Consider the following 17,834-nt stretch of genomic DNA (forward strand, 5'->3'; position numbering starts at 1 on the left):
CCGCCCGTGACCGCAACCCTGATCTGGATCCTCGTCGTCCTCGTCGCGATCGGCCTGTACCTGAGCTGGACGGCGGGCCGGCTGGACCGGCTGCACGCCCGGATCGACGCCGCCCGCGCCGCCCTCGACGCGCAGTTGCTGCGCCGGGCCTCCGTGGCTCAGGAACTGGCCACCGCCGGGGTGCTCGATCCCGCCGCCTCGATCGTGCTCTACGAGGCCGCGCACGCGGCACGGCAGGCCGAGGAGGAGCAGCGGGAGGTCGCCGAGAGCGAGCTCAGCCAGGCCCTGCGGGCCGTGTTCGCCGACTCCCCGCAGGTGGAGGGGTTGCGTGCGGCGCCCGGGGGAGAGGAGGCGGCCCGCGAGCTGGCCGAGGCGGTACGGCGCGTCCCGATGGCGCGGCGCTTCCACAACGACGCGGTGGGGGCCGCCCGCAGGCTGCGCGAGCACCGCAAGGTGCGCTGGTTCCGGCTGGCCGGGCACGCCCCCTTCCCGCTGGCCTTCGAGATGGACGACGAACCGCCGGCGGCCCTGGTGGAGCGGGTGGCCTGAACGGCTGCGGACGCCCGCGGCACAAAAGGATCCACCGGCTCGACATTGGCCCTTGCTGTGGCCTGGTCCCCTCGCGTTTCCTCTGACGTGCAGAAACCCTTTTCACGTCAGCGAGGTCACCTGTGTCCACCACGACCCCCAACTCCGCCCAGACCCCCGAGACCGGCACCGCACGCGTGAAGCGCGGCATGGCCGAGCAGCTCAAGGGCGGCGTGATCATGGACGTCGTCACGCCGGAGCAGGCGAAGATCGCCGAGGACGCGGGCGCCGTCGCCGTCATGGCCCTGGAGCGGGTCCCGGCCGACATCCGCAAGGACGGCGGCGTGGCCCGGATGTCGGACCCGGACATGATCGAGGGCATCATCGACGCCGTCTCGATCCCGGTCATGGCCAAGTCCCGCATCGGCCACTTCGTCGAGGCCCAGGTGCTTCAGTCCCTCGGTGTCGACTACATCGACGAGTCCGAGGTCCTCACCCCGGCCGACGAGGTCAACCACTCCGACAAGTGGGCCTTCACCACCCCCTTCGTCTGCGGCGCCACCAACCTCGGTGAGGCCCTGCGCCGCATCGCCGAGGGCGCGGCCATGATCCGTTCCAAGGGCGAGGCCGGCACCGGCAACGTCGTCGAGGCCGTCCGCCACCTGCGCCAGATCAAGAACGAGATCGCCCGGCTGCGCGGCTACGACAACCACGAGCTGTACGCCGCCGCCAAGGAGCTGCGCGCCCCGTACGAGCTGGTCAAGGAGGTCGCCGAGCTGGGCAAGCTCCCCGTGGTGCTCTTCTCCGCCGGCGGTGTGGCCACCCCGGCCGACGCGGCGCTGATGCGCCAGCTCGGCGCCGAGGGCGTCTTCGTCGGCTCCGGCATCTTCAAGTCCGGCGACCCGGCCAAGCGCGCCGCCGCCATCGTGAAGGCGACCACCTTCTACGACGACCCGAAGATCATCGCGGACGCCTCCCGCAACCTCGGCGAGGCCATGGTCGGCATCAACTGCGACACGCTGCCCGAGACCGAGCGCTACGCCAACCGCGGCTGGTAACACCCATGAGCGAAGCACCTGTGATCGGCGTCCTGGCCCTCCAGGGCGACGTACGGGAGCACCTGATCGCCCTGGCCGCGGCCGACGCCGTGGCCAGGCCGGTGCGGCGCCCCGAGGAACTCGCCGGAGTCGACGGGCTCGTCCTCCCCGGCGGCGAGTCCACCACCATCTCCAAGCTGGCCGTCCTCTTCGGAGTGATGGAGCCCCTGCGCGCGCGCGTGCGCGACGGCATGCCCGTCTACGGCACCTGCGCCGGCCTGATCCTGCTCGCCGACAAGATCCTCGACCCGCGCGCGGGCCAGGAGACCATCGGCGGCATCGACATGATCGTGCGGCGCAACGCCTTCGGGCGGCAGAACGAGTCCTTCGAGGCCGCCCTCGACGTCAAGGGTGTCGAGGGCGATCCTGTAGAGGGCGTTTTCATCCGCGCTCCGTGGGTGGAGTCCGTCGGCGCCGGGACCGAGGTGCTGGCCGAGCACGACGGGCACATCGTGGCCGTACGCCAGGGCAACGCGCTCGCCACGTCGTTCCACCCGGAGCTGACCGGCGACCACCGCGTGCACCGCTTGTTCACCGACATGGTGCGCGCCGACCGCGCGGCGGAGTCCTTGTAGGATCTCCGGGGATGCCTCCCAGGCTCGAAGCTGGGGGAGTTCGTACAGAGACGGGTAACGCGAAGGAGACAGGCAGATGTCCGGCCACTCTAAATGGGCCACGACGAAGCACAAGAAGGCCGTCATCGATGCCAAGCGCGGCAAGCTCTTCGCGAAGCTGATCAAGAACATCGAGGTCGCGGCCCGGATGGGCGGTGCCGACCCCGACGGCAACCCGACGCTGTACGACGCCATCCAGAAGGCGAAGAAGAGCTCGGTCCCGAACAAGAACATCGACTCCGCGGTCAAGCGCGGCGCGGGCCTGGAGGCCGGCGGCGCCGACTACGAGACGATCATGTACGAGGGCTACGGCCCGAACGGCGTCGCGGTGCTCATCGAGTGCCTCACCGACAACCGCAACCGCGCCGCCTCCGAGGTCCGCGTCGCCATGACCCGCAACGGCGGCTCCATGGCCGACCCGGGTTCGGTGTCGTACCTGTTCAACCGCAAGGGCGTCGTGATCGTCCCCAAGGGCGAGCTGACCGAGGACGACGTCCTGACCGCCGTCCTGGACGCGGGCGCCGAGGAGGTCAACGACCTCGGCGAGACCTTCGAGGTCATCAGCGAGCCGACCGATCTGGTCGCGGTCCGCACCGCTCTGCAGAACGCCGGCATCGACTACGAGTCCGCCGACGCCAACTTCGTCCCGACTATGCAGGTCGAACTGGACGAGGAGGGCGCCAAGAAGATCTTCAAGCTGATCGACGCGCTGGAGGACAGCGACGACGTGCAGAACGTCTTCGCCAACTTCGACGTCAGCGACGAGATCATGGAGAAGGTCGACGCCTGAGCCGACGACCGCCGCGACGGGCCGACGGGACACTCCCGTCGGCCCGTCGCCGTGCGGGCGTTGTCGGTGGCACCCGATAGCCTGCACAAACAGGTGATCGAAGGGAGGGGCGCGTGCGCGTACTGGGGGTGGACCCGGGGCTGACCCGCTGCGGAGTCGGCGTGGTCCAGGGCGTCGCCGGGCGGCCGCTCACCATGCTCGGCGCGGGCGTCGTACGCACCCCCGCGGACGCGGACCTCGGACACCGTCTCGTCGCCATCGAGCAGGGCATCGAACGGTGGCTCGACGAGCACCGCCCGGAGTACGTGGCGGTGGAGCGGGTCTTCAGCCAGCACAACGTCCGCACGGTCATGGGCACCGCCCAGGCCAGCGCCGTCGCCCTGCTGTGCGCCTCCCGCCGCGGGATCCCCGTCGCCCTGCACACCCCCAGCGAGGTCAAGGCGGCCGTCACCGGCAGCGGACGCGCCGACAAGGCCCAGGTGGGCGCCATGGTCACGCGCCTGCTGCGGCTCGCCGCGCCCCCCAAGCCCGCCGACGCCGCCGATGCCCTCGCCCTCGCCATCTGCCACATCTGGCGGGCCCCCGCCCAGAACCGGCTCCAGCAGGCCGTCGCCCGGCACCAGGCCACGGCCCCCCGCACCTCCCCCGCCCCCCAGGCATCCCGAGCCCCCGGAACACCGGGGGCGGCCTCAGCAGTCCCGCACGCATCGAAAGGCCGTACGGCATGATCGCCTTCGTCAGCGGCACGGTCGCCGCCCTCGCCCCCGACGCCGCGGTGATCGAGGTCGGCGGCGTCGGCATGGCCCTCCAGTGCACGCCGAACACGCTCTCCACCCTCCGCGTCGGCCGGCCCGCCAAGCTCGCCACCTCACTCGTCGTACGCGAGGACTCCCTGACCCTGTACGGCTTCGCCGACGACGACGAGCGCCAGGTCTTCGAGCTGCTCCAGACCGCCAGCGGCGTCGGCCCCCGGCTCGCCCAGGCCATGCTGGCCGTGCACACCCCGGACGCCCTGCGCCGCGCCGTCTCCACCGCCGACGAGAAGGCGCTCACCGCCGTCCCCGGCATCGGCAAGAAGGGCGCCCAGAAGCTGCTCCTGGAGCTCAAGGACCGCCTGGGCGAGCCCGTCGGCGCCCCCGCCGCCGGCGCCCCGGTCACCTCCGGCTGGCGCGACCAGCTGCACGCCGCCCTCATCGGCCTCGGATACGCCACCCGCGAGGCCGACGAAGCCGTGGCCGCCGTGGCACCGCGGGCCGAGGCCGCCGGGGGCACCCCCCAGGTGGGACAGTTGCTGAAGGCGGCCCTGCAAACGCTCAACCGTGCCCGATAGCCGTACCGAGACCCCGAGGCATACGCAATGAACTGGGACGACACGACCGACCCCGCCGCGGCCGAGTGGCCCGTCGGCCCCGCCGCGGACCGGCTGGTGGGTTCGGTCGCCGACGGTGAGGACCAGGCCGTCGAGGCGGCCCTGCGCCCCAAGGACCTGGACGAGTTCATCGGCCAGGAGAAGGTCCGCGAGCAGCTCGACCTCGTCCTGCGCGCCGCCCGCGCGCGCGGCGCCACCGCCGACCACGTGCTGCTCTCCGGCGCCCCCGGCCTCGGCAAGACGACGCTGTCGATGATCATCGCGGCCGAGATGGGCGCCCCGATCCGCATCACCTCCGGGCCCGCCATCCAGCACGCCGGCGACCTCGCCGCGATCCTGTCCTCCCTCCAGGAGGGCGAGGTTCTCTTCCTCGACGAGATCCACCGCATGTCCCGGCCCGCCGAGGAGATGCTGTACATGGCGATGGAGGACTTCCGCGTCGACGTCATCGTCGGCAAGGGGCCGGGCGCCACGGCCATCCCGCTCGAACTGCCGCCCTTCACCCTGGTCGGCGCCACCACCCGCGCGGGCCTGCTGCCGCCCCCGCTGCGCGACCGCTTCGGCTTCACCGCGCACATGGAGTTCTACGAACCGGCCGAGCTGGAGCGGGTCGTCCACCGCTCCGCGAGCCTCCTCGACGTCGAGATCGAGCCGGACGGCGCCGCCGAGATCGCCGGCCGCTCCCGCGGCACCCCCCGCATCGCCAACCGCCTGCTGCGCCGCGTCCGCGACTACGCCCAGGTCAAGGCCGACGGCGTGATCACCAAGGAGATCGCGGAGGCGGCCCTGGCGGTGTACGAGGTCGACCCGCGCGGCCTGGACCGCCTCGACCGGGCCGTACTGCGGGCCCTGCTCAAGCTGTTCGGCGGCGGCCCCGTCGGCCTGTCGACCCTCGCCGTCGCGGTGGGGGAGGAGCGGGAGACGGTCGAGGAAGTGGCCGAACCCTTCCTCGTACGGGAGGGCCTGCTCGCCCGCACCCCGCGCGGACGGATCGCCACTCCCGCCGCGTGGGCGCACCTCGGCCTCACCCCGCCGCGCCCGCGGACCGGGGGAAACGGACAACCGGACCTGTTCGGGACCTGACGGCGCCGGAAGGGGGCCGTGAGCGTGCCGTGACCGGGCCGCGACGGCGTGCACAGTGGCCGCAGCAGGAACTCCGGTGCCATGCTGAGCGTTGTTCCCTGCGCGCGGACTCGCTTAGACTCCGCCGATGCCGCCTCTGTCGGCAGCACGCACCCCCAACCATCAGGCCGCCCACCATCGCGGTCGTGTGAAGGAAGTACCGACCCGTGAGTCTCGTGACCCTCCTCCCGTTCATCGTGCTCATCGGGGCCATGTTCCTGATGACCCGGTCGGCCAAGAAGAAGCAGCAGCAGGCCCTCGAGATGCGGAACCAGATGCAGCCCGGTTCCGGCGTCCGCACCATCGGGGGCATGTACGCCACGGTCAAGGAGGTCAACGAGGACACCGTCCTCCTCGACGCCGGCCCCGGCGTCGAGCTGATCTTCGCCAAGAACTCGATCGGCGCCGTCCTCTCGGACGACGAGTACAACCGCATCGTCCACGGCATCGAGCACGACCTGAAGGACGAGGTCGGCTTCGTCCCGGACGACGCCTCCTCCCTCACCGAGTCCGACGACTCCGCCGCCGGCGCCCCCGACGACAAGCCCGTCGACCTCGGCAAGAAGGACCAGGCCGGCGAGCCCGCCGGCGACGCCGTGACCGCCCGGGCGAAGACGGACGACGAGCCGAAGAAGACCGACGGCGACACCGAGGGGAAGTAGCCGTGCCCCGGGGCGCGCGGAGCTGACCGCGCGCCATCGGGCATGCGCGGCTTCCACCGGTTCCCGACACCATGCCATGGCCGCCCGCGCGCCGATCCGGCGCGCGGCGGCCCGAGAGGGAGTACGAGAAGGTGCCAGCACCTAGAAAGGGCCGGAGCGCGAGCGCCCAGAGCAAGCCGGGGCGCTCGCTGGCCCTGATCTTGATCGCCATCGTGGCGCTCACCGGCGGTATGTTCGCCTCCGGGCACACCACTCCGCGTCTCGGCATCGACCTGGCCGGCGGTACGAGCATCACGCTCCGGGCGGTTCCCGAGGCCGGCCAGGAGTCCGCGATCAACAAGACCAACATGGACACCGCGGTCTCCATCATGGAGCGCCGTGTCAACGGTCTTGGCGTCTCGGAGTCCGAGGTCCAGACCCAGGGCGACGACAACATCATCGTCAACATCCCCAAGGGCACGAACTCCGAGCAGGCCCGGGAGCAGGTCGGCACCACCGCCAAGCTCTACTTCCGTCCGGTCCTCGCCACCGAGATCTCCGGCGCGGACCCGGCGGCGAGCCCCTCGGCGAGCGCCTCCCCGAGCGCCGCGGCCTCGGACAAGGCCACCGACGGCGAGAAGGCGAGCGCGTCGCCGTCCGCCTCCGTCAGCCCCTCGGCGAGCGCCACCACCCAGGGCCGCGCGGTCACCGACGCCCTGAAGGCCGAGCCGACCCCGTCCGGCAGCGGCTCGGCGAGCGCCTCCTCGTCCCCCGGCGGCAGCGCCTCCCCGTCCCCGAGCGGCAGCGCCGCCGGTGACGCCGACAGCAGGCTCCAGGCCGCGTACGCCGCCCTCGACTGCGCCGACCCGGCGGCCCGCGCCAAGGCCGGCGACGGGTCCAAGCCGAGCGACCCCATCGTGGCCTGCGGCAACTCGCAGGGCCAGTGGCAGAAGTACCTCCTCGGCCCCGCCGAGGTCGACGGCACGGACGTCGACGAGGCCCAGGCCGTCTTCAACACCCAGACCGCCGCGGGCTGGACCGTGACCATGGACTTCACGGACGGCGGTGCCAAGAAGTTCGCGAGCATCACCGGCAAGCTGGCGCAGAACCAGTCCCCGCAGAACCAGTTCGCCATCGTCCTGGACAACGACGTCGTCTCCAGCCCGTACGTCAACGAGGCGCTGACCGGCGGCAACGCCGAGATCTCCGGCAGCTTCACCCAGGAGGAAGCCCAGAGCCTGGCCAACATGCTCTCCTACGGCGCCCTGCCGCTGACCTTCAAGGAGGACAGCGTCACCACCGTCACCGCCGCCCTCGGCGGGGACCAACTGCGCGCCGGTCTGATCGCGGGCGCCATCGGCCTCGCCCTCGTCGTGCTCTACCTGCTGGTCTACTACCGCGGCCTGTCGTTCATCGCGATCGCCTCGCTGCTGGTCTCCGCGGCCCTCACCTACGTGATCATGTCGCTGCTGGGCCCGGCCATCGGCTTCGCGCTGAACCTGCCGGCCGTCTGCGGCGCCATCGTCGCCATCGGCATCACCGCGGACTCGTTCATCGTGTACTTCGAACGCGTCCGCGACGAGATCCGCGAGGGCCGCTCGCTGCGCCCCGCCGTCGAGCGGGCCTGGCCGCGCGCCCGGCGCACCATCCTGGTCTCCGACTTCGTGTCGTTCCTCGCCGCCGCGGTGCTCTTCATCGTCACCGTCGGCAAGGTCCAGGGCTTCGCGTTCACGCTCGGCCTGACCACCCTCCTCGACGTCGTGGTGGTGTTCCTCTTCACCAAGCCGCTGCTGACGCTGATGGCCCGCCGGAAGTTCTTCGCGAGCGGCCACAAGTGGTCCGGTCTCGATCCCAAGAGCCTGGGCGCCAAGCCGCCGCTGCGCCGCACCCGCCGTCCCGTCCGCCCCGCCGGCCCCGTCGACCCGAAGGAGGCGTGAGAGATGTCGAAGCTCGGCAACCTCGGCGCCCGACTGCACCGTGGCGAGGTCGGCTACGACTTCGTCAAGAACCGCAAGATCTGGTACGGCATCTCGATCCTGATCACCATCACGGCCATCGTCGGCCTGGCGGTGCGCGGCCTGAACATGGGCATCGAGTTCCAGGGCGGTGCCGTCTTCACCACGCCGAAGAACACCTCCGTCTCCGTGGCGCAGGCCGAGGAGCACGCCGAGGCGGCGTCCGGCCACGACGCCATCGTCCAGAAGCTGGGCGACGGCAGCATGCGCATCCAGGTCGCGGGCATCGACACCGGCAAGTCGGACCAGATCAAGGAAGACCTCGCCGAGGACCTGAAGGTCGACGCGGAGCAGATCAACGCCGACCTGGTCGGCCCCAGCTGGGGTGACCAGATCGCCAACAAGGCATGGCAGGGCCTGGGGATCTTCCTGGTCCTCGTGGTGATCTACCTGGCGATCGCGTTCGAGTGGCGCATGGCGCTCGCCGCGTTCGTCGCGCTGATCCACGACATCACCATCACCGTCGGGATCTACGCCCTCGTCGGCTTCGAGGTCACTCCCGGCACGGTGATCGGTCTGCTCACCATCCTCGGTTACTCGCTCTACGACACGGTCGTCGTCTTCGACAGCCTCAAGGAGCAGACGAAGGACATCGGCAAGCAGACCCGCTGGACCTACAGCGACGTCGCCAACCGCTCGATCAACAGCACCCTGGTCCGCTCCGTCAACACCACGGTGGTCGCGCTGCTGCCGGTCGCGGGCCTGCTGTTCATCGGCGGCGGTGTGCTCGGCGCCGGCATGCTCAACGACATCTCGCTGTCGCTGTTCGTCGGCCTGGCGGCCGGAGCCTACTCGTCGATCTTCATCGCCACGCCGCTCGTCGCCGACCTCAAGGAGAGCGAGCCGCAGATGAAGGCCCTGAAGAAGCGCGTCCTGGCCAAGCGGGCTCAGGCCGTGGCCAAGGGCGAGCCCACGGAGGCCGAGGCCGCCGGAGGGGCCTTCGCCGACGAAACCGGAGACATCGAGGACGCGGAGGACACCGGGGAGCCGCAGAGCGCGGCCGCGGCCGTCGTCGGTCCCCGCAACCAGCCCGCGTCCCGTATCCGGGGCCGCGGCCGTCCCTCAGGGAAGCGCCGATGACCGACATCAAGGAACTGCTCCTCAGCCGCATCCGCGACGTGGCCGACTACCCGGAGCCGGGCGTGATGTTCAAGGACATCACCCCGCTCCTGGCCGACCCGGGGGCGTTCACCGCGCTCACCGACGAGCTGGCCCGGATCGCGGAACGGCACGCCGCCACGAAGATCGTCGGTCTGGAGGCGCGCGGGTTCATCCTCGGCGCCCCGGTCGCGGTCCGGGCGGGCCTCGGCTTCATCCCCGTACGCAAGGCGGGCAAGCTCCCCGGAGCCACGCTGCGGCAGGCCTACGACCTGGAGTACGGCTCCGCCGAGATCGAGGTGCACGCCGAGGACCTGAGCGCCGGCGACCGTGTGCTCGTCGTCGACGACGTCCTCGCCACCGGCGGCACGGCCGAGGCGGCCCTCCAGCTGATCCGCAGGGCGGGCGCCGAGGTGGCGGGCGTCGCCGTCCTCATGGAGCTGGGCTTCCTCGGCGGGCGGGCCCGCCTGGAGCCGGCGCTGGCCGGCGCCCCGCTCGAGGCACTGCTCACCGTCTGAAAACTGTCGCGGCACGCGGAGGCGGGCGTCGGAGGAATCCGGCGCCCGCCTCGTGCGTTCCTCGCGTAGACGGTCCTCACACCGGACGACAGGGGATCCGGGGACGCGGGATCGCTACCATGGGTTCTCCGGAGCCTGACCGGGGACCCGGACCGCGCACGAGGAGTCCTCTTGCCAGACGAGGCCCAGCACCTGACCGCCGCCAAGCCCGAGCCCGCCTCGGCGCCCGCGGCGAAACCCGCGCCCAGCGAGCCGCAGGCGAAGAACGACACCCGCGGGCCGATCCAGCGCGCCCAGTCCGCGCCCGTCGACAAGCCGGCCGGGCAGCCCCGCCCCAAGCCGGCCCCGCCCGAGCGCCCGCACAACGCGCCCGTCGTGCGCACCCCCGCCGGCCCGCCCGCCCGCTCCGGCTCCTCCAACCGCGTCCGCGCCCGCCTCGCCCGCCTCGGCGTCCAGCGCGCCAACCCGTACAACCCGGTGCTGGAGCCGCTGCTGCGGATAGTCCGCAGCAACGACCCGAAGATCGAGACGTCGACGCTCCGCCAGATCGAGCGCGCCTACCAGGTCGCCGAGCGCTGGCACCGCGGTCAGAAGCGCAAGAGCGGCGACCCGTACATCACGCACCCGCTGGCCGTCACCACCATCCTCGCCGAGCTCGGCATGGACCCGGCCACGCTCATGGCGGGCCTGCTGCACGACACCGTCGAGGACACCGAGTACGGCCTCGAGGACCTGCGCCGCGACTTCGGCGACGTCGTGGCCCTGCTCGTCGACGGCGTCACCAAGCTGGACAAGGTCAAGTTCGGCGAGGCCGCCCAGGCCGAGACCGTGCGCAAGATGGTCGTCGCCATGGCCAAGGACCCGCGCGTCCTGGTCATCAAGCTCGCCGACCGTCTGCACAACATGCGCACCATGCGCTACCTCAAGCGCGAGAAGCAGGAGAAGAAGGCGCGCGAGACCCTGGAGATCTACGCGCCGCTCGCCCACCGCCTGGGCATGAACACCATCAAGTGGGAGCTGGAGGACCTCGCCTTCGCGATCCTCTACCCCAAGATGTACGACGAGATCGTCCGCCTCGTCGCCGAGCGTGCCCCCAAGCGCGACGAGTACCTCGCCATCGTCACCGACGAGGTGCAGCAGGACCTGCGCGCGGCCCGCATCAAGGCGACCGTCACCGGCCGCCCCAAGCACTACTACAGCGTCTACCAGAAGATGATCGTCCGCGGCCGTGACTTCGCGGAGATCTACGACCTGGTGGGCATCCGCGTCCTCGTGGACACCGTCCGCGACTGCTACGCGGCCCTCGGCACGGTGCACGCGCGATGGAACCCGGTCCCCGGCCGGTTCAAGGACTACATCGCGATGCCCAAGTTCAACATGTACCAGTCGCTGCACACGACGGTCATCGGCCCCGGCGGCAAACCGGTCGAATTGCAGATCCGCACGTTCGACATGCACCGCCGCGCCGAGTACGGCATCGCCGCGCACTGGAAGTACAAGCAGGAAGCCGTCGCCGGCGCCTCCAAGATCCGTACCGACGCCCCGAAGACGTCCGCCAAGGACAAGGACGCCATCAACGACATGGCGTGGCTTCGGCAGCTGCTGGACTGGCAGAAGGAGACGGAGGACCCGAGCGAGTTCCTGGAGTCGCTGCGTTTCGACCTCTCCCGCAACGAGGTCTTCGTCTTCACCCCCAAGGGCGACGTCATCGCGCTCCCGGCCGGGGCGACCCCGGTCGACTTCGCCTACGCCGTCCACACCGAGGTCGGCCACCGCACCATAGGAGCGCGGGTCAACGGCCGTCTGGTCCCGCTCGAATCGACCCTCGACAACGGCGACCTGGTGGAGGTCTTCACCTCCAAGGCGCCCGGCGCGGGCCCCTCCCGCGACTGGCTCGGCTTCGTGAAGTCGCCGCGCGCCCGCAACAAGATCAGGGCATGGTTCTCCAAGGAGCGCCGCGACGAGGCGATCGAGCAGGGCAAGGACGCGATCGTGCGCGCGATGCGCAAGCAGAACCTGCCGATCCAGCGCATCCTGACCGGCGACTCCCTGGTGACGCTCGCGCACGAGATGCGCTACGCGGACATCTCCGCGCTGTACGCCGCGATCGGCGAGGGCCATGTCTCCGCGCAGAACATCGTGCAGAAACTGGTCCAGGCGCTCGGCGGCGAGGAGGCGGCCACCGAGGAGATCGACGAGGCGGTCCCGCCGTCGCGCGGCCGCGGCCGCAAACGCCGCACCAGCGCCGACCCCGGTGTCGTCGTCAAGGGCGTCGAGGACGTGTGGGTCAAGCTCGCCCGCTGCTGTACGCCCGTCCCCGGCGACCCGATCATCGGTTTCGTCACCCGCGGCAGCGGAGTATCGGTTCACCGCAGCGACTGCGTGAACGTGGAGTCGCTCTCCCGTGAACCGGAGCGCATCCTCGACGTCGAGTGGGCGCCCACCCAGTCCTCGGTCTTCCTGGTCGCCATCCAGGTCGAGGCGCTGGACCGCTCCCGGCTGCTGTCGGACGTCACCCGGGTCCTGTCCGACCAGCACGTCAACATCCTCTCCGCGGCCGTCCAGACCTCCCGCGACCGCGTCGCCACCTCCCGCTTCACCTTCGAGATGGGCGACCCCAAGCATCTCGGGCACGTCCTGAAGGCGGTGCGCGGTGTGGAGGGCGTCTATGACGTGTACCGGGTGACGTCGGCGCGCAGGCCGTCGTAGACAGAGGCCGGGGCCGCACGGCGAAGGCCCCGTACGCGTCGTACGGGGCCTTCGCCGCGCGCGGGGGCGGCGGCGGTGGGAAGGGGGGTCAGCCGCCGAACTCTTGCAGACCCTTCAGCGCCTGGTCCAGCAGCGCCTGCCGGCCCTCCAGCTCCTGCTGGAGCTTGTCGGCCCTGGCGTTGTTGCCCTGGGCGCGCGCCTGCTCGATCTGGCGCTGGAGCTTGTCCACGGCGGCCTGGAGCTGACCGGTCAGGCCCTCGGCACGCGCGCGTGCCTCCGGGTTGGTCCGGCGCCATTCGGCCTCCTCGGCCTCCTGGATCGCCCGCTCCACCGCGTGCATCCGGCCCTCGACCTTCGGCCGGGCGTCGCGCGGCACATGGCCGATCGCCTCCCAGCGCTCGTTGATCGAACGGAACGCGGCCCGCGCCGCCTTCAGGTCCGTGACCGGCAGGAGCTTCTCGGCCTCCTCGGCCAGCTCCTCCTTGAGCTTCAGGTTCTCCGCCTGCTCGGCGTCACGCTCGGCGAACACCGAGCTGCGGGCGGCGAAGAAGACGTCCTGGGCGCCGCGGAAGCGGTTCCACAGATCCTCCTCGTGCTCGCGCTGGGCCCGCCCCGCGGCCTTCCACTCGGCCATCAGCTCGCGGTAGCGCGCGGCCGTGGGGCCCCAGTCCGTCGAGTCCGACAGCGCCTCCGCCTCGGCGACCAGCCGCTCCTTGATCCGGCGGGCCTCCTCGCGCTGCGCGTCCAGTTGCGCGAAGTGCTGCTTGCGCCGCTTGGAGAACGCCGACCGGGCGTGCGAGAAGCGGTGCCACAGCTCGTCGTCGGACTTGCGGTCCAGCCTCGGCAGACCCTTCCAGGTGTCCACCAGGGCCCGCAGCCGCTCACCGGCCGCCCGCCACTGGTCGGACTGCGCGAGCTCCTCGGCCTCGGCGACCAGCGCCTCCTTGGCGTGACGTGCCTCGTCGGCCTGCCGGGCCCGCTGCGCCTTGCGCTCCTCGCGGCGCGCCTCCACCAGCTCAACGAGCTTGTCCAGCCGCCCCCGCAGCGCGTCCAGGTCGCCGACGGCGTGATGCGCGTCCACCTGCTCGCGCAGGTGTTCGATGGCGGCCAGGGCGTCCTTCGCCGACAGGTCGGTGGTCCTCACCCGCTTCTCGAGGAGGCCGATCTCGACAACCAGGCCCTCGTACTTGCGCTCGAAGTAGGCCAGCGCCTCATCGGGGGAGCCGGCCTGCCAGGAACCGACGACCTTCTCGCCATCGGCCGTACGCACGTACACGGTCCCCGTCTCGTCGACGCGGCCCCACGGGTCGCTGCTCACAGCGCCTCCTCCACATGATGCCTGCGACAGGGTGATCCACCCCCGGGCATCGTCCACAGTTTCGTCACGGCCAACATAGGCGACCGGCGGGCGGCCTGTCCGCATCCCGCGCGACCGAAATTTCGCAGATGGGGGTCAGGATCGGGTGACGGCCGCCTTGTTGATCACGACCGTCGCGTTGGGGGCTCCGTCGCCCGCCCCGGTGCTCTCCCCCGCACCGGCGATCTTCTTCAGCACCTTCATGCCCGCCTCGGAAACCGTACCGAACGGGGTGTAGCTGGGCGGCAGCTGACTGTCCTGGTACACGAGGAAGAACTGGCTTCCTCCGGAGTTCTTCTGCCCCGTGTTCGCCATCGCCACCGTGCCGGCCGGGTAGACGTTGTCCTTCAGGCTCTCGTCCTTCAGGTTCTCGTCCGGGATCGTGTACCCGGGGCCGCCCGTGCCCTGCCCGGTCGGGTCGCCGCACTGCAGCACGTAGATGCCGTTCGTGGTGAGCCGGTGGCACGTGGTGTGGTCGAAGTAGCCCTTGCCGGCGAGGAAGTGGAACGAGTTGACCGTGTGCGGCGCCGCCGACGCCTTCAGGTCGATGTCTATCGTCCCGCAGGTCGTGTCGAGCCTCATGGTGTAGTCGGCCGACTTGTCGATGGTCATCGCCGGCTCCTTCTTCCAGGTCGCCGTCTTGGCCTTGCCGCCGGCCGGCTTCTCGCACGGGTCCGGGGCCTTGCTGGTCGCGCTCGGGGTGACCTCGGCGTTCGCGTTGGTCTTGTCGTCGCCGTCGTCCTTGAGGACGCCGGTCGTGTACAGCCCGACGCTGCCCACCAGGACCACGCCGAGCACCGAGGCGATCACCGCGTTGCGCATGCGGGCCTTACGCCTGGCGGCGGTGCGCCGCTGCTGCTGCCGCAAGAACTTCTCCCGGGCGAGCTGACGCCGCCGCTGTTCCTGGCTGACCACCGGTTCTCTCCTCATGCGTCTACGTGTGCCGACCGCTACGCGTGCCCGCCCGTGACCGGGCGTCTGCGTGTAGCCCCGTACCGTATATGGGTTCGCTGAGGAATCGGCACCGCCGGTAGGCTCTGGCCTGGGCGCTGCCCGCTCGCAAGCCCACCCGTACCCACACAACGAAGGACGATCGTGCTCATTGCCGGGTTCCCCGCCGGGGCCTGGGGGACGAACTGCTACCTCGTCGCCCCCGCCGCCGGTGAGGAGTGCGTGATCATCGACCCCGGCCACCAGGCCGCCCAGGGCGTCGAGGAGACACTGAAGAAGCATCGCCTCAAGCCCGTCGCCGTCGTCCTCACCCACGGCCACATCGACCACGTGGCCTCGGTCGTCCCGGTGTGCGGCGCGCACGACGTGCCGGCCTGGATCCACCCCTCCGACCGCTACATGATGAGCGACCCCGAGAAGGCGCTAGGCCGGTCCATCGGGATGCCGCTGATGGGCGAGCTGACCGTGGGGGAGCCCGACGACGTCAAGGAGCTGACCGACGGAGCGACGCTGGAGCTGGCGGGATTCCGGTTCTCCGTCGCGCACGCGCCGGGCCATACCAAGGGGTCGGTGACCTTCGGCCTGCCCGAGGCGGCGGACATCCCGCCGATCCTGTTCTCGGGCGACCTGCTGTTCGCCGGCTCCATCGGACGCACCGACCTGCCCGGCGGCGACATGGCCGAGATGCTCGACTCGCTGGCCCGCGTGTGCCTGCCGCTCGACGACTCGACCGTGGTGCTGTCCGGCCACGGCCCCCAGACGACCATCGGCCAGGAGCGCGCCGCCAACCCTTATCTGCGGCAGGTGGCCGCCGGCCAGGGAACCGCCCAGGCTCCCCGACGAGGAATGTGACGAGAGACCTCCCGTGAGCACCTTCAAGGCCCCCAAGGGCACGTACGACCTGATCCCGCCGGACTCCGCCAAGTACCTCGCCGTGCGTGAGGCCATCGCCGCCCCGCTGCGCAACTCCGGCTACGGCTACATCGAGACGCCCGGCTTCGAGAACGTCGAACTGTTCGCGCGCGGTGTCGGTGCCTCCACCGACATCGTCACCAAGGAGATGTACGCCTTCGAGACCAAGGGCGGCGACCGGCTCGCCCTGCGCCCCGAGGGCACGGCCTCCGTGCTGCGCGCGGCCCTGGAGGCCGGCCTGCACAAGGCGGGCAACCTCCCGGTCAAGCTCTGGTACTCGGGCTCGTACTACCGCTACGAGCGCCCCCAGAAGGGCCGCTACCGCCACTTCTCCCAGGTCGGTGCCGAGGCGATCGGCGCCGAGGACCCGGCGCTGGACGCCGAGCTGATCATCCTCGCCGACCAGGCCTACCGCTCGCTGGGCCTGAGGAACTTCCGGATCCTGCTCAACAGCCTGGGCGACCAGGAGTGCCGCCCGGTGTACCGGGAGGCGCTGCAGACCTTCCTGCGGGGCCTGGACCTGGACGAGGACACCCTGCGCCGCGCCGAGATCAACCCGCTGCGCGTCCTGGACGACAAGCGCCCGGACGTCCAGAAGCAGCTCACCGACGCCCCGCTGCTGCGCGACTACCTCTGCGACGCCTGCAAGGCGTACCACGAGGAGGTCCGCGCGCTGATCACGGCGGCGGGCGTCGCCTTCGAGGACGACCCCAAGCTGGTGCGCGGCCTGGACTACTACACGCGGACCACCTTCGAGTTCGTCCACGACGGCCTGGGCTCGCAGTCCGCGGTGGGCGGCGGCGGCCGCTACGACGGCCTGTCCGAGATGATCGGCGGTCCCGCGCTGCCGTCCGTCGGCTGGGCCCTCGGCGTCGACCGCACCGTCCTCGCCCTGGAGGCGGAGGGCGTCGAGCTCGACCTGCCCGCCACCACCAGCGTCTTCGCGGTCCCGCTCGGCGAGGAGGCCCGCCGGGTGCTGTTCGCGAAGGTCACCGAACTGCGCAAGAACGGCATCGCCGCCGACTTCTCCTACGGCGGCAAGGGCCTCAAGGGCGCCATGAAGAACGCCAACCGCAGCGGCGCCCGCTACGCGATCGTCGCCGGGGAACGGGACCTCGCCGACGGTGTCGTCCAGCTCAAGGACATGGAGTCCGGCGAGCAGACGGCGGTCGGCGTGAACGAGATCGTCGCGGAGCTGGAGTCGCGGCTCGGCTGAGTGACGCCGCAGGAGGCGCCGGGCGCCGTCGTCGGCACCCGGCGCCTCCGCCCATGTGTACGCCCTTGGAACAGGTGTCGGCCGAAATCGCCCGCCGGGGCCGCCCGGCCGCCCTCCTTATGCGCAGCGAACGGTGGACACGCGCGCGCGTGCGGCACAATGGCCGTGCCCGAAGCAGGTCCGACCCTCTAGTGACGGAATCGGCGTGATGAGCAAGACGACAGTCAAGGACGTCTCCACCGAGCCCGAGCCCGCGCCGGAGCGCACCGCCGGCACGCGGCGCGCCGAGGGCGGCAGTCGCGCCTTCGCCCTGCTGCTGGTGGTCACGGGCGCCGCCGGGCTGCTGGCCGCGTGGGTCATCACGCTCGACAAGTTCAAGCTGCTCGAAGCCAAGGTCGCGGGCAAGACCTTCACCCCCGGGTGCAGCCTCAACCCGGTCGTCTCCTGCGGCAGCGTCATGGAGAGCGAGCAGGCCGCCGCCTTCGGGTTCCCCAACCCGATGCTCGGCCTGGTCGCCTACGGCATCGTCGTCTGCGTCGGCATGAGCCTGCTCGCCCGCGCCCGCTTCCCGCGCTGGTACTGGCTCACCTTCAACGCGGGCACGCTCTTCGGCGTCGGGTTCTGCGCCTGGCTGATGTTCCAGTCGCTGTACCGGATCAACGCCCTGTGCCTGTGGTGCTGCCTGGCCTGGGTCGCCACGATCGTCATGTTCTGGTACGTGACGTCGTTCAACGTCCGCAAGGGCTTCCTGCCGGCGCCCGCCTGGCTCAGGGGCTTCTTCGGCGAGTTCACCTGGGTCCTGCCCGTGCTGCACATCGGCATCATCGGCATGCTGGTTCTCACCCGCTGGTGGGACTTCTGGACCAGCTGACGTCCCCCGCGGGACTGTCAGTGCGG

At 71.0% G+C, this 17,834-nt stretch carries 17 protein-coding genes; 15 read left to right on the forward strand and 2 right to left on the reverse strand.

Going from position 1 to position 17,834, the window contains the following annotated elements; translation table 11 throughout:
• Window positions 1-6 precede the first annotated feature (6 nt).
• The 12 genes from AB0L74_RS12055 to relA all read left to right on the forward strand — a co-directional run bounded on the left by AB0L74_RS12055 (window position 7) and on the right by relA (window position 12,501).
• A complete protein-coding gene (locus AB0L74_RS12055) occupies window positions 7-549 on the forward strand; it encodes a hypothetical protein (protein WP_365649199.1) in 543 nt (180 codons plus the stop codon).
• 122 nt (window positions 550-671) lie between these two features.
• Window positions 672-1,586 carry a pyridoxal 5'-phosphate synthase lyase subunit PdxS gene (pdxS, locus tag AB0L74_RS12060; RefSeq protein WP_365649202.1) on the forward strand — a complete coding sequence of 305 codons (915 nt, stop codon included), beginning with the start codon at window positions 672-674 and terminating at the stop codon, window positions 1,584-1,586.
• A gap of 5 nt (window positions 1,587-1,591) precedes the next feature.
• Window positions 1,592-2,200, forward strand: coding sequence for a pyridoxal 5'-phosphate synthase glutaminase subunit PdxT (gene pdxT / locus AB0L74_RS12065; protein WP_365649205.1), 609 nt, complete (start codon window positions 1,592-1,594; stop codon window positions 2,198-2,200).
• Between the two features lie 76 nt (window positions 2,201-2,276).
• Complete coding sequence (locus AB0L74_RS12070; protein ID WP_044380142.1) at window positions 2,277-3,029, forward strand: YebC/PmpR family DNA-binding transcriptional regulator; 753 nt, start codon at window positions 2,277-2,279, stop codon at window positions 3,027-3,029.
• 113 nt (window positions 3,030-3,142) lie between these two features.
• Window positions 3,143-3,757 (forward strand): crossover junction endodeoxyribonuclease RuvC, encoded by a 615-nt coding sequence (gene ruvC, locus AB0L74_RS12075; RefSeq protein WP_365649209.1) that lies wholly within the window; start codon window positions 3,143-3,145, stop codon window positions 3,755-3,757.
• Window positions 3,754-4,359, forward strand: coding sequence for a Holliday junction branch migration protein RuvA (ruvA, locus tag AB0L74_RS12080; RefSeq protein WP_365649212.1), 606 nt, complete (start codon window positions 3,754-3,756; stop codon window positions 4,357-4,359). Before ruvC ends, ruvA begins: the two co-directional genes overlap by 4 nt.
• Before the next feature lie 27 nt (window positions 4,360-4,386).
• Complete coding sequence (gene ruvB / locus AB0L74_RS12085) at window positions 4,387-5,481, forward strand: Holliday junction branch migration DNA helicase RuvB (protein ID WP_365649215.1); 1,095 nt, start codon at window positions 4,387-4,389, stop codon at window positions 5,479-5,481.
• 206 nt (window positions 5,482-5,687) lie between these two features.
• Window positions 5,688-6,182 carry a preprotein translocase subunit YajC gene (gene yajC, locus AB0L74_RS12090; protein ID WP_365649218.1) on the forward strand — a complete coding sequence of 165 codons (495 nt, stop codon included), beginning with the start codon at window positions 5,688-5,690 and terminating at the stop codon, window positions 6,180-6,182.
• Window positions 6,183-6,313: 131 nt separating this feature from the next.
• The gene (gene secD / locus AB0L74_RS12095; protein ID WP_365649221.1) at window positions 6,314-8,098 is read left to right on the forward strand and encodes a protein translocase subunit SecD; all 1,785 of its coding nucleotides are present in this window, start codon (window positions 6,314-6,316) and stop codon (window positions 8,096-8,098) included.
• Window positions 8,099-8,101: 3 nt separating this feature from the next.
• A complete protein-coding gene (gene secF / locus AB0L74_RS12100) occupies window positions 8,102-9,256 on the forward strand; it encodes a protein translocase subunit SecF (RefSeq protein WP_365649224.1) in 1,155 nt (384 codons plus the stop codon).
• Window positions 9,253-9,792: an adenine phosphoribosyltransferase gene (locus tag AB0L74_RS12105; RefSeq protein WP_365649227.1), complete on the forward strand. Its 540-nt coding sequence runs from the start codon at window positions 9,253-9,255 to the stop codon at window positions 9,790-9,792. The genes secF and AB0L74_RS12105 overlap by 4 nt, the downstream gene beginning before the upstream one ends.
• A gap of 171 nt (window positions 9,793-9,963) precedes the next feature.
• A complete protein-coding gene (gene relA, locus AB0L74_RS12110; RefSeq protein WP_365649229.1) occupies window positions 9,964-12,501 on the forward strand; it encodes a GTP pyrophosphokinase in 2,538 nt (845 codons plus the stop codon).
• Window positions 12,502-12,589: 88 nt separating this feature from the next.
• Here the strand turns inward: relA and AB0L74_RS12115 are convergent, their stop codons facing one another.
• Together AB0L74_RS12115 and AB0L74_RS12120 are read right to left on the reverse strand one after the other, a co-directional pair.
• Window positions 12,590-13,819 carry a DUF349 domain-containing protein gene (locus tag AB0L74_RS12115; RefSeq protein WP_365649232.1) on the reverse strand — a complete coding sequence of 410 codons (1,230 nt, stop codon included), beginning with the start codon at window positions 13,817-13,819 and terminating at the stop codon, window positions 12,590-12,592.
• Window positions 13,820-13,954: 135 nt separating this feature from the next.
• On the reverse strand, window positions 13,955-14,773 hold the full coding sequence (locus AB0L74_RS12120) for a peptidylprolyl isomerase (RefSeq protein WP_365649235.1): 819 nt from the start codon (window positions 14,771-14,773) through the stop codon (window positions 13,955-13,957).
• A gap of 180 nt (window positions 14,774-14,953) precedes the next feature.
• On the opposite strand from AB0L74_RS12120, the gene AB0L74_RS12125 reads away from it, so the two are divergent.
• The 3 genes from AB0L74_RS12125 to AB0L74_RS12135 all read left to right on the forward strand — a co-directional run bounded on the left by AB0L74_RS12125 (window position 14,954) and on the right by AB0L74_RS12135 (window position 17,808).
• Window positions 14,954-15,661, forward strand: coding sequence for an MBL fold metallo-hydrolase (locus tag AB0L74_RS12125; RefSeq protein WP_365649238.1), 708 nt, complete (start codon window positions 14,954-14,956; stop codon window positions 15,659-15,661).
• A gap of 13 nt (window positions 15,662-15,674) precedes the next feature.
• Window positions 15,675-16,937, forward strand: coding sequence for a histidine--tRNA ligase (gene hisS, locus AB0L74_RS12130; RefSeq protein WP_365649241.1), 1,263 nt, complete (start codon window positions 15,675-15,677; stop codon window positions 16,935-16,937).
• 208 nt (window positions 16,938-17,145) lie between these two features.
• Complete coding sequence (locus AB0L74_RS12135; RefSeq protein ID WP_365649244.1) at window positions 17,146-17,808, forward strand: vitamin K epoxide reductase family protein; 663 nt, start codon at window positions 17,146-17,148, stop codon at window positions 17,806-17,808.
• Window positions 17,809-17,834 lie beyond the last annotated feature (26 nt).

It is taken from the genome of Streptomyces sp. NPDC052020 (assembly GCF_040680575.1).
Classification (GTDB): Bacteria; Actinomycetota; Actinomycetes; order Streptomycetales; family Streptomycetaceae; genus Streptomyces.

Excerpts from the sequence above, each read along its gene's own strand:
- pdxT (WP_365649205.1), top strand. The coding sequence starts at position 1,592 with ATGAGCGAAGCACCTGTGATCGGCGTCCTGGCCCTCCAGGGCGACGTA.
- AB0L74_RS12070 (WP_044380142.1), top strand. The coding sequence starts at position 2,277 with ATGTCCGGCCACTCTAAATGGGCCACGACGAAGCACAAGAAGGCCGTC.
- ruvA (WP_365649212.1), top strand. The coding sequence starts at position 3,754 with ATGATCGCCTTCGTCAGCGGCACGGTCGCCGCCCTCGCCCCCGACGCC.
- ruvB (WP_365649215.1), top strand. The coding sequence starts at position 4,387 with ATGAACTGGGACGACACGACCGACCCCGCCGCGGCCGAGTGGCCCGTC.
- secF (WP_365649224.1), top strand. The coding sequence starts at position 8,102 with ATGTCGAAGCTCGGCAACCTCGGCGCCCGACTGCACCGTGGCGAGGTC.
- AB0L74_RS12105 (WP_365649227.1), top strand. The coding sequence starts at position 9,253 with ATGACCGACATCAAGGAACTGCTCCTCAGCCGCATCCGCGACGTGGCC.
- AB0L74_RS12135 (WP_365649244.1), top strand. The coding sequence starts at position 17,146 with ATGAGCAAGACGACAGTCAAGGACGTCTCCACCGAGCCCGAGCCCGCG.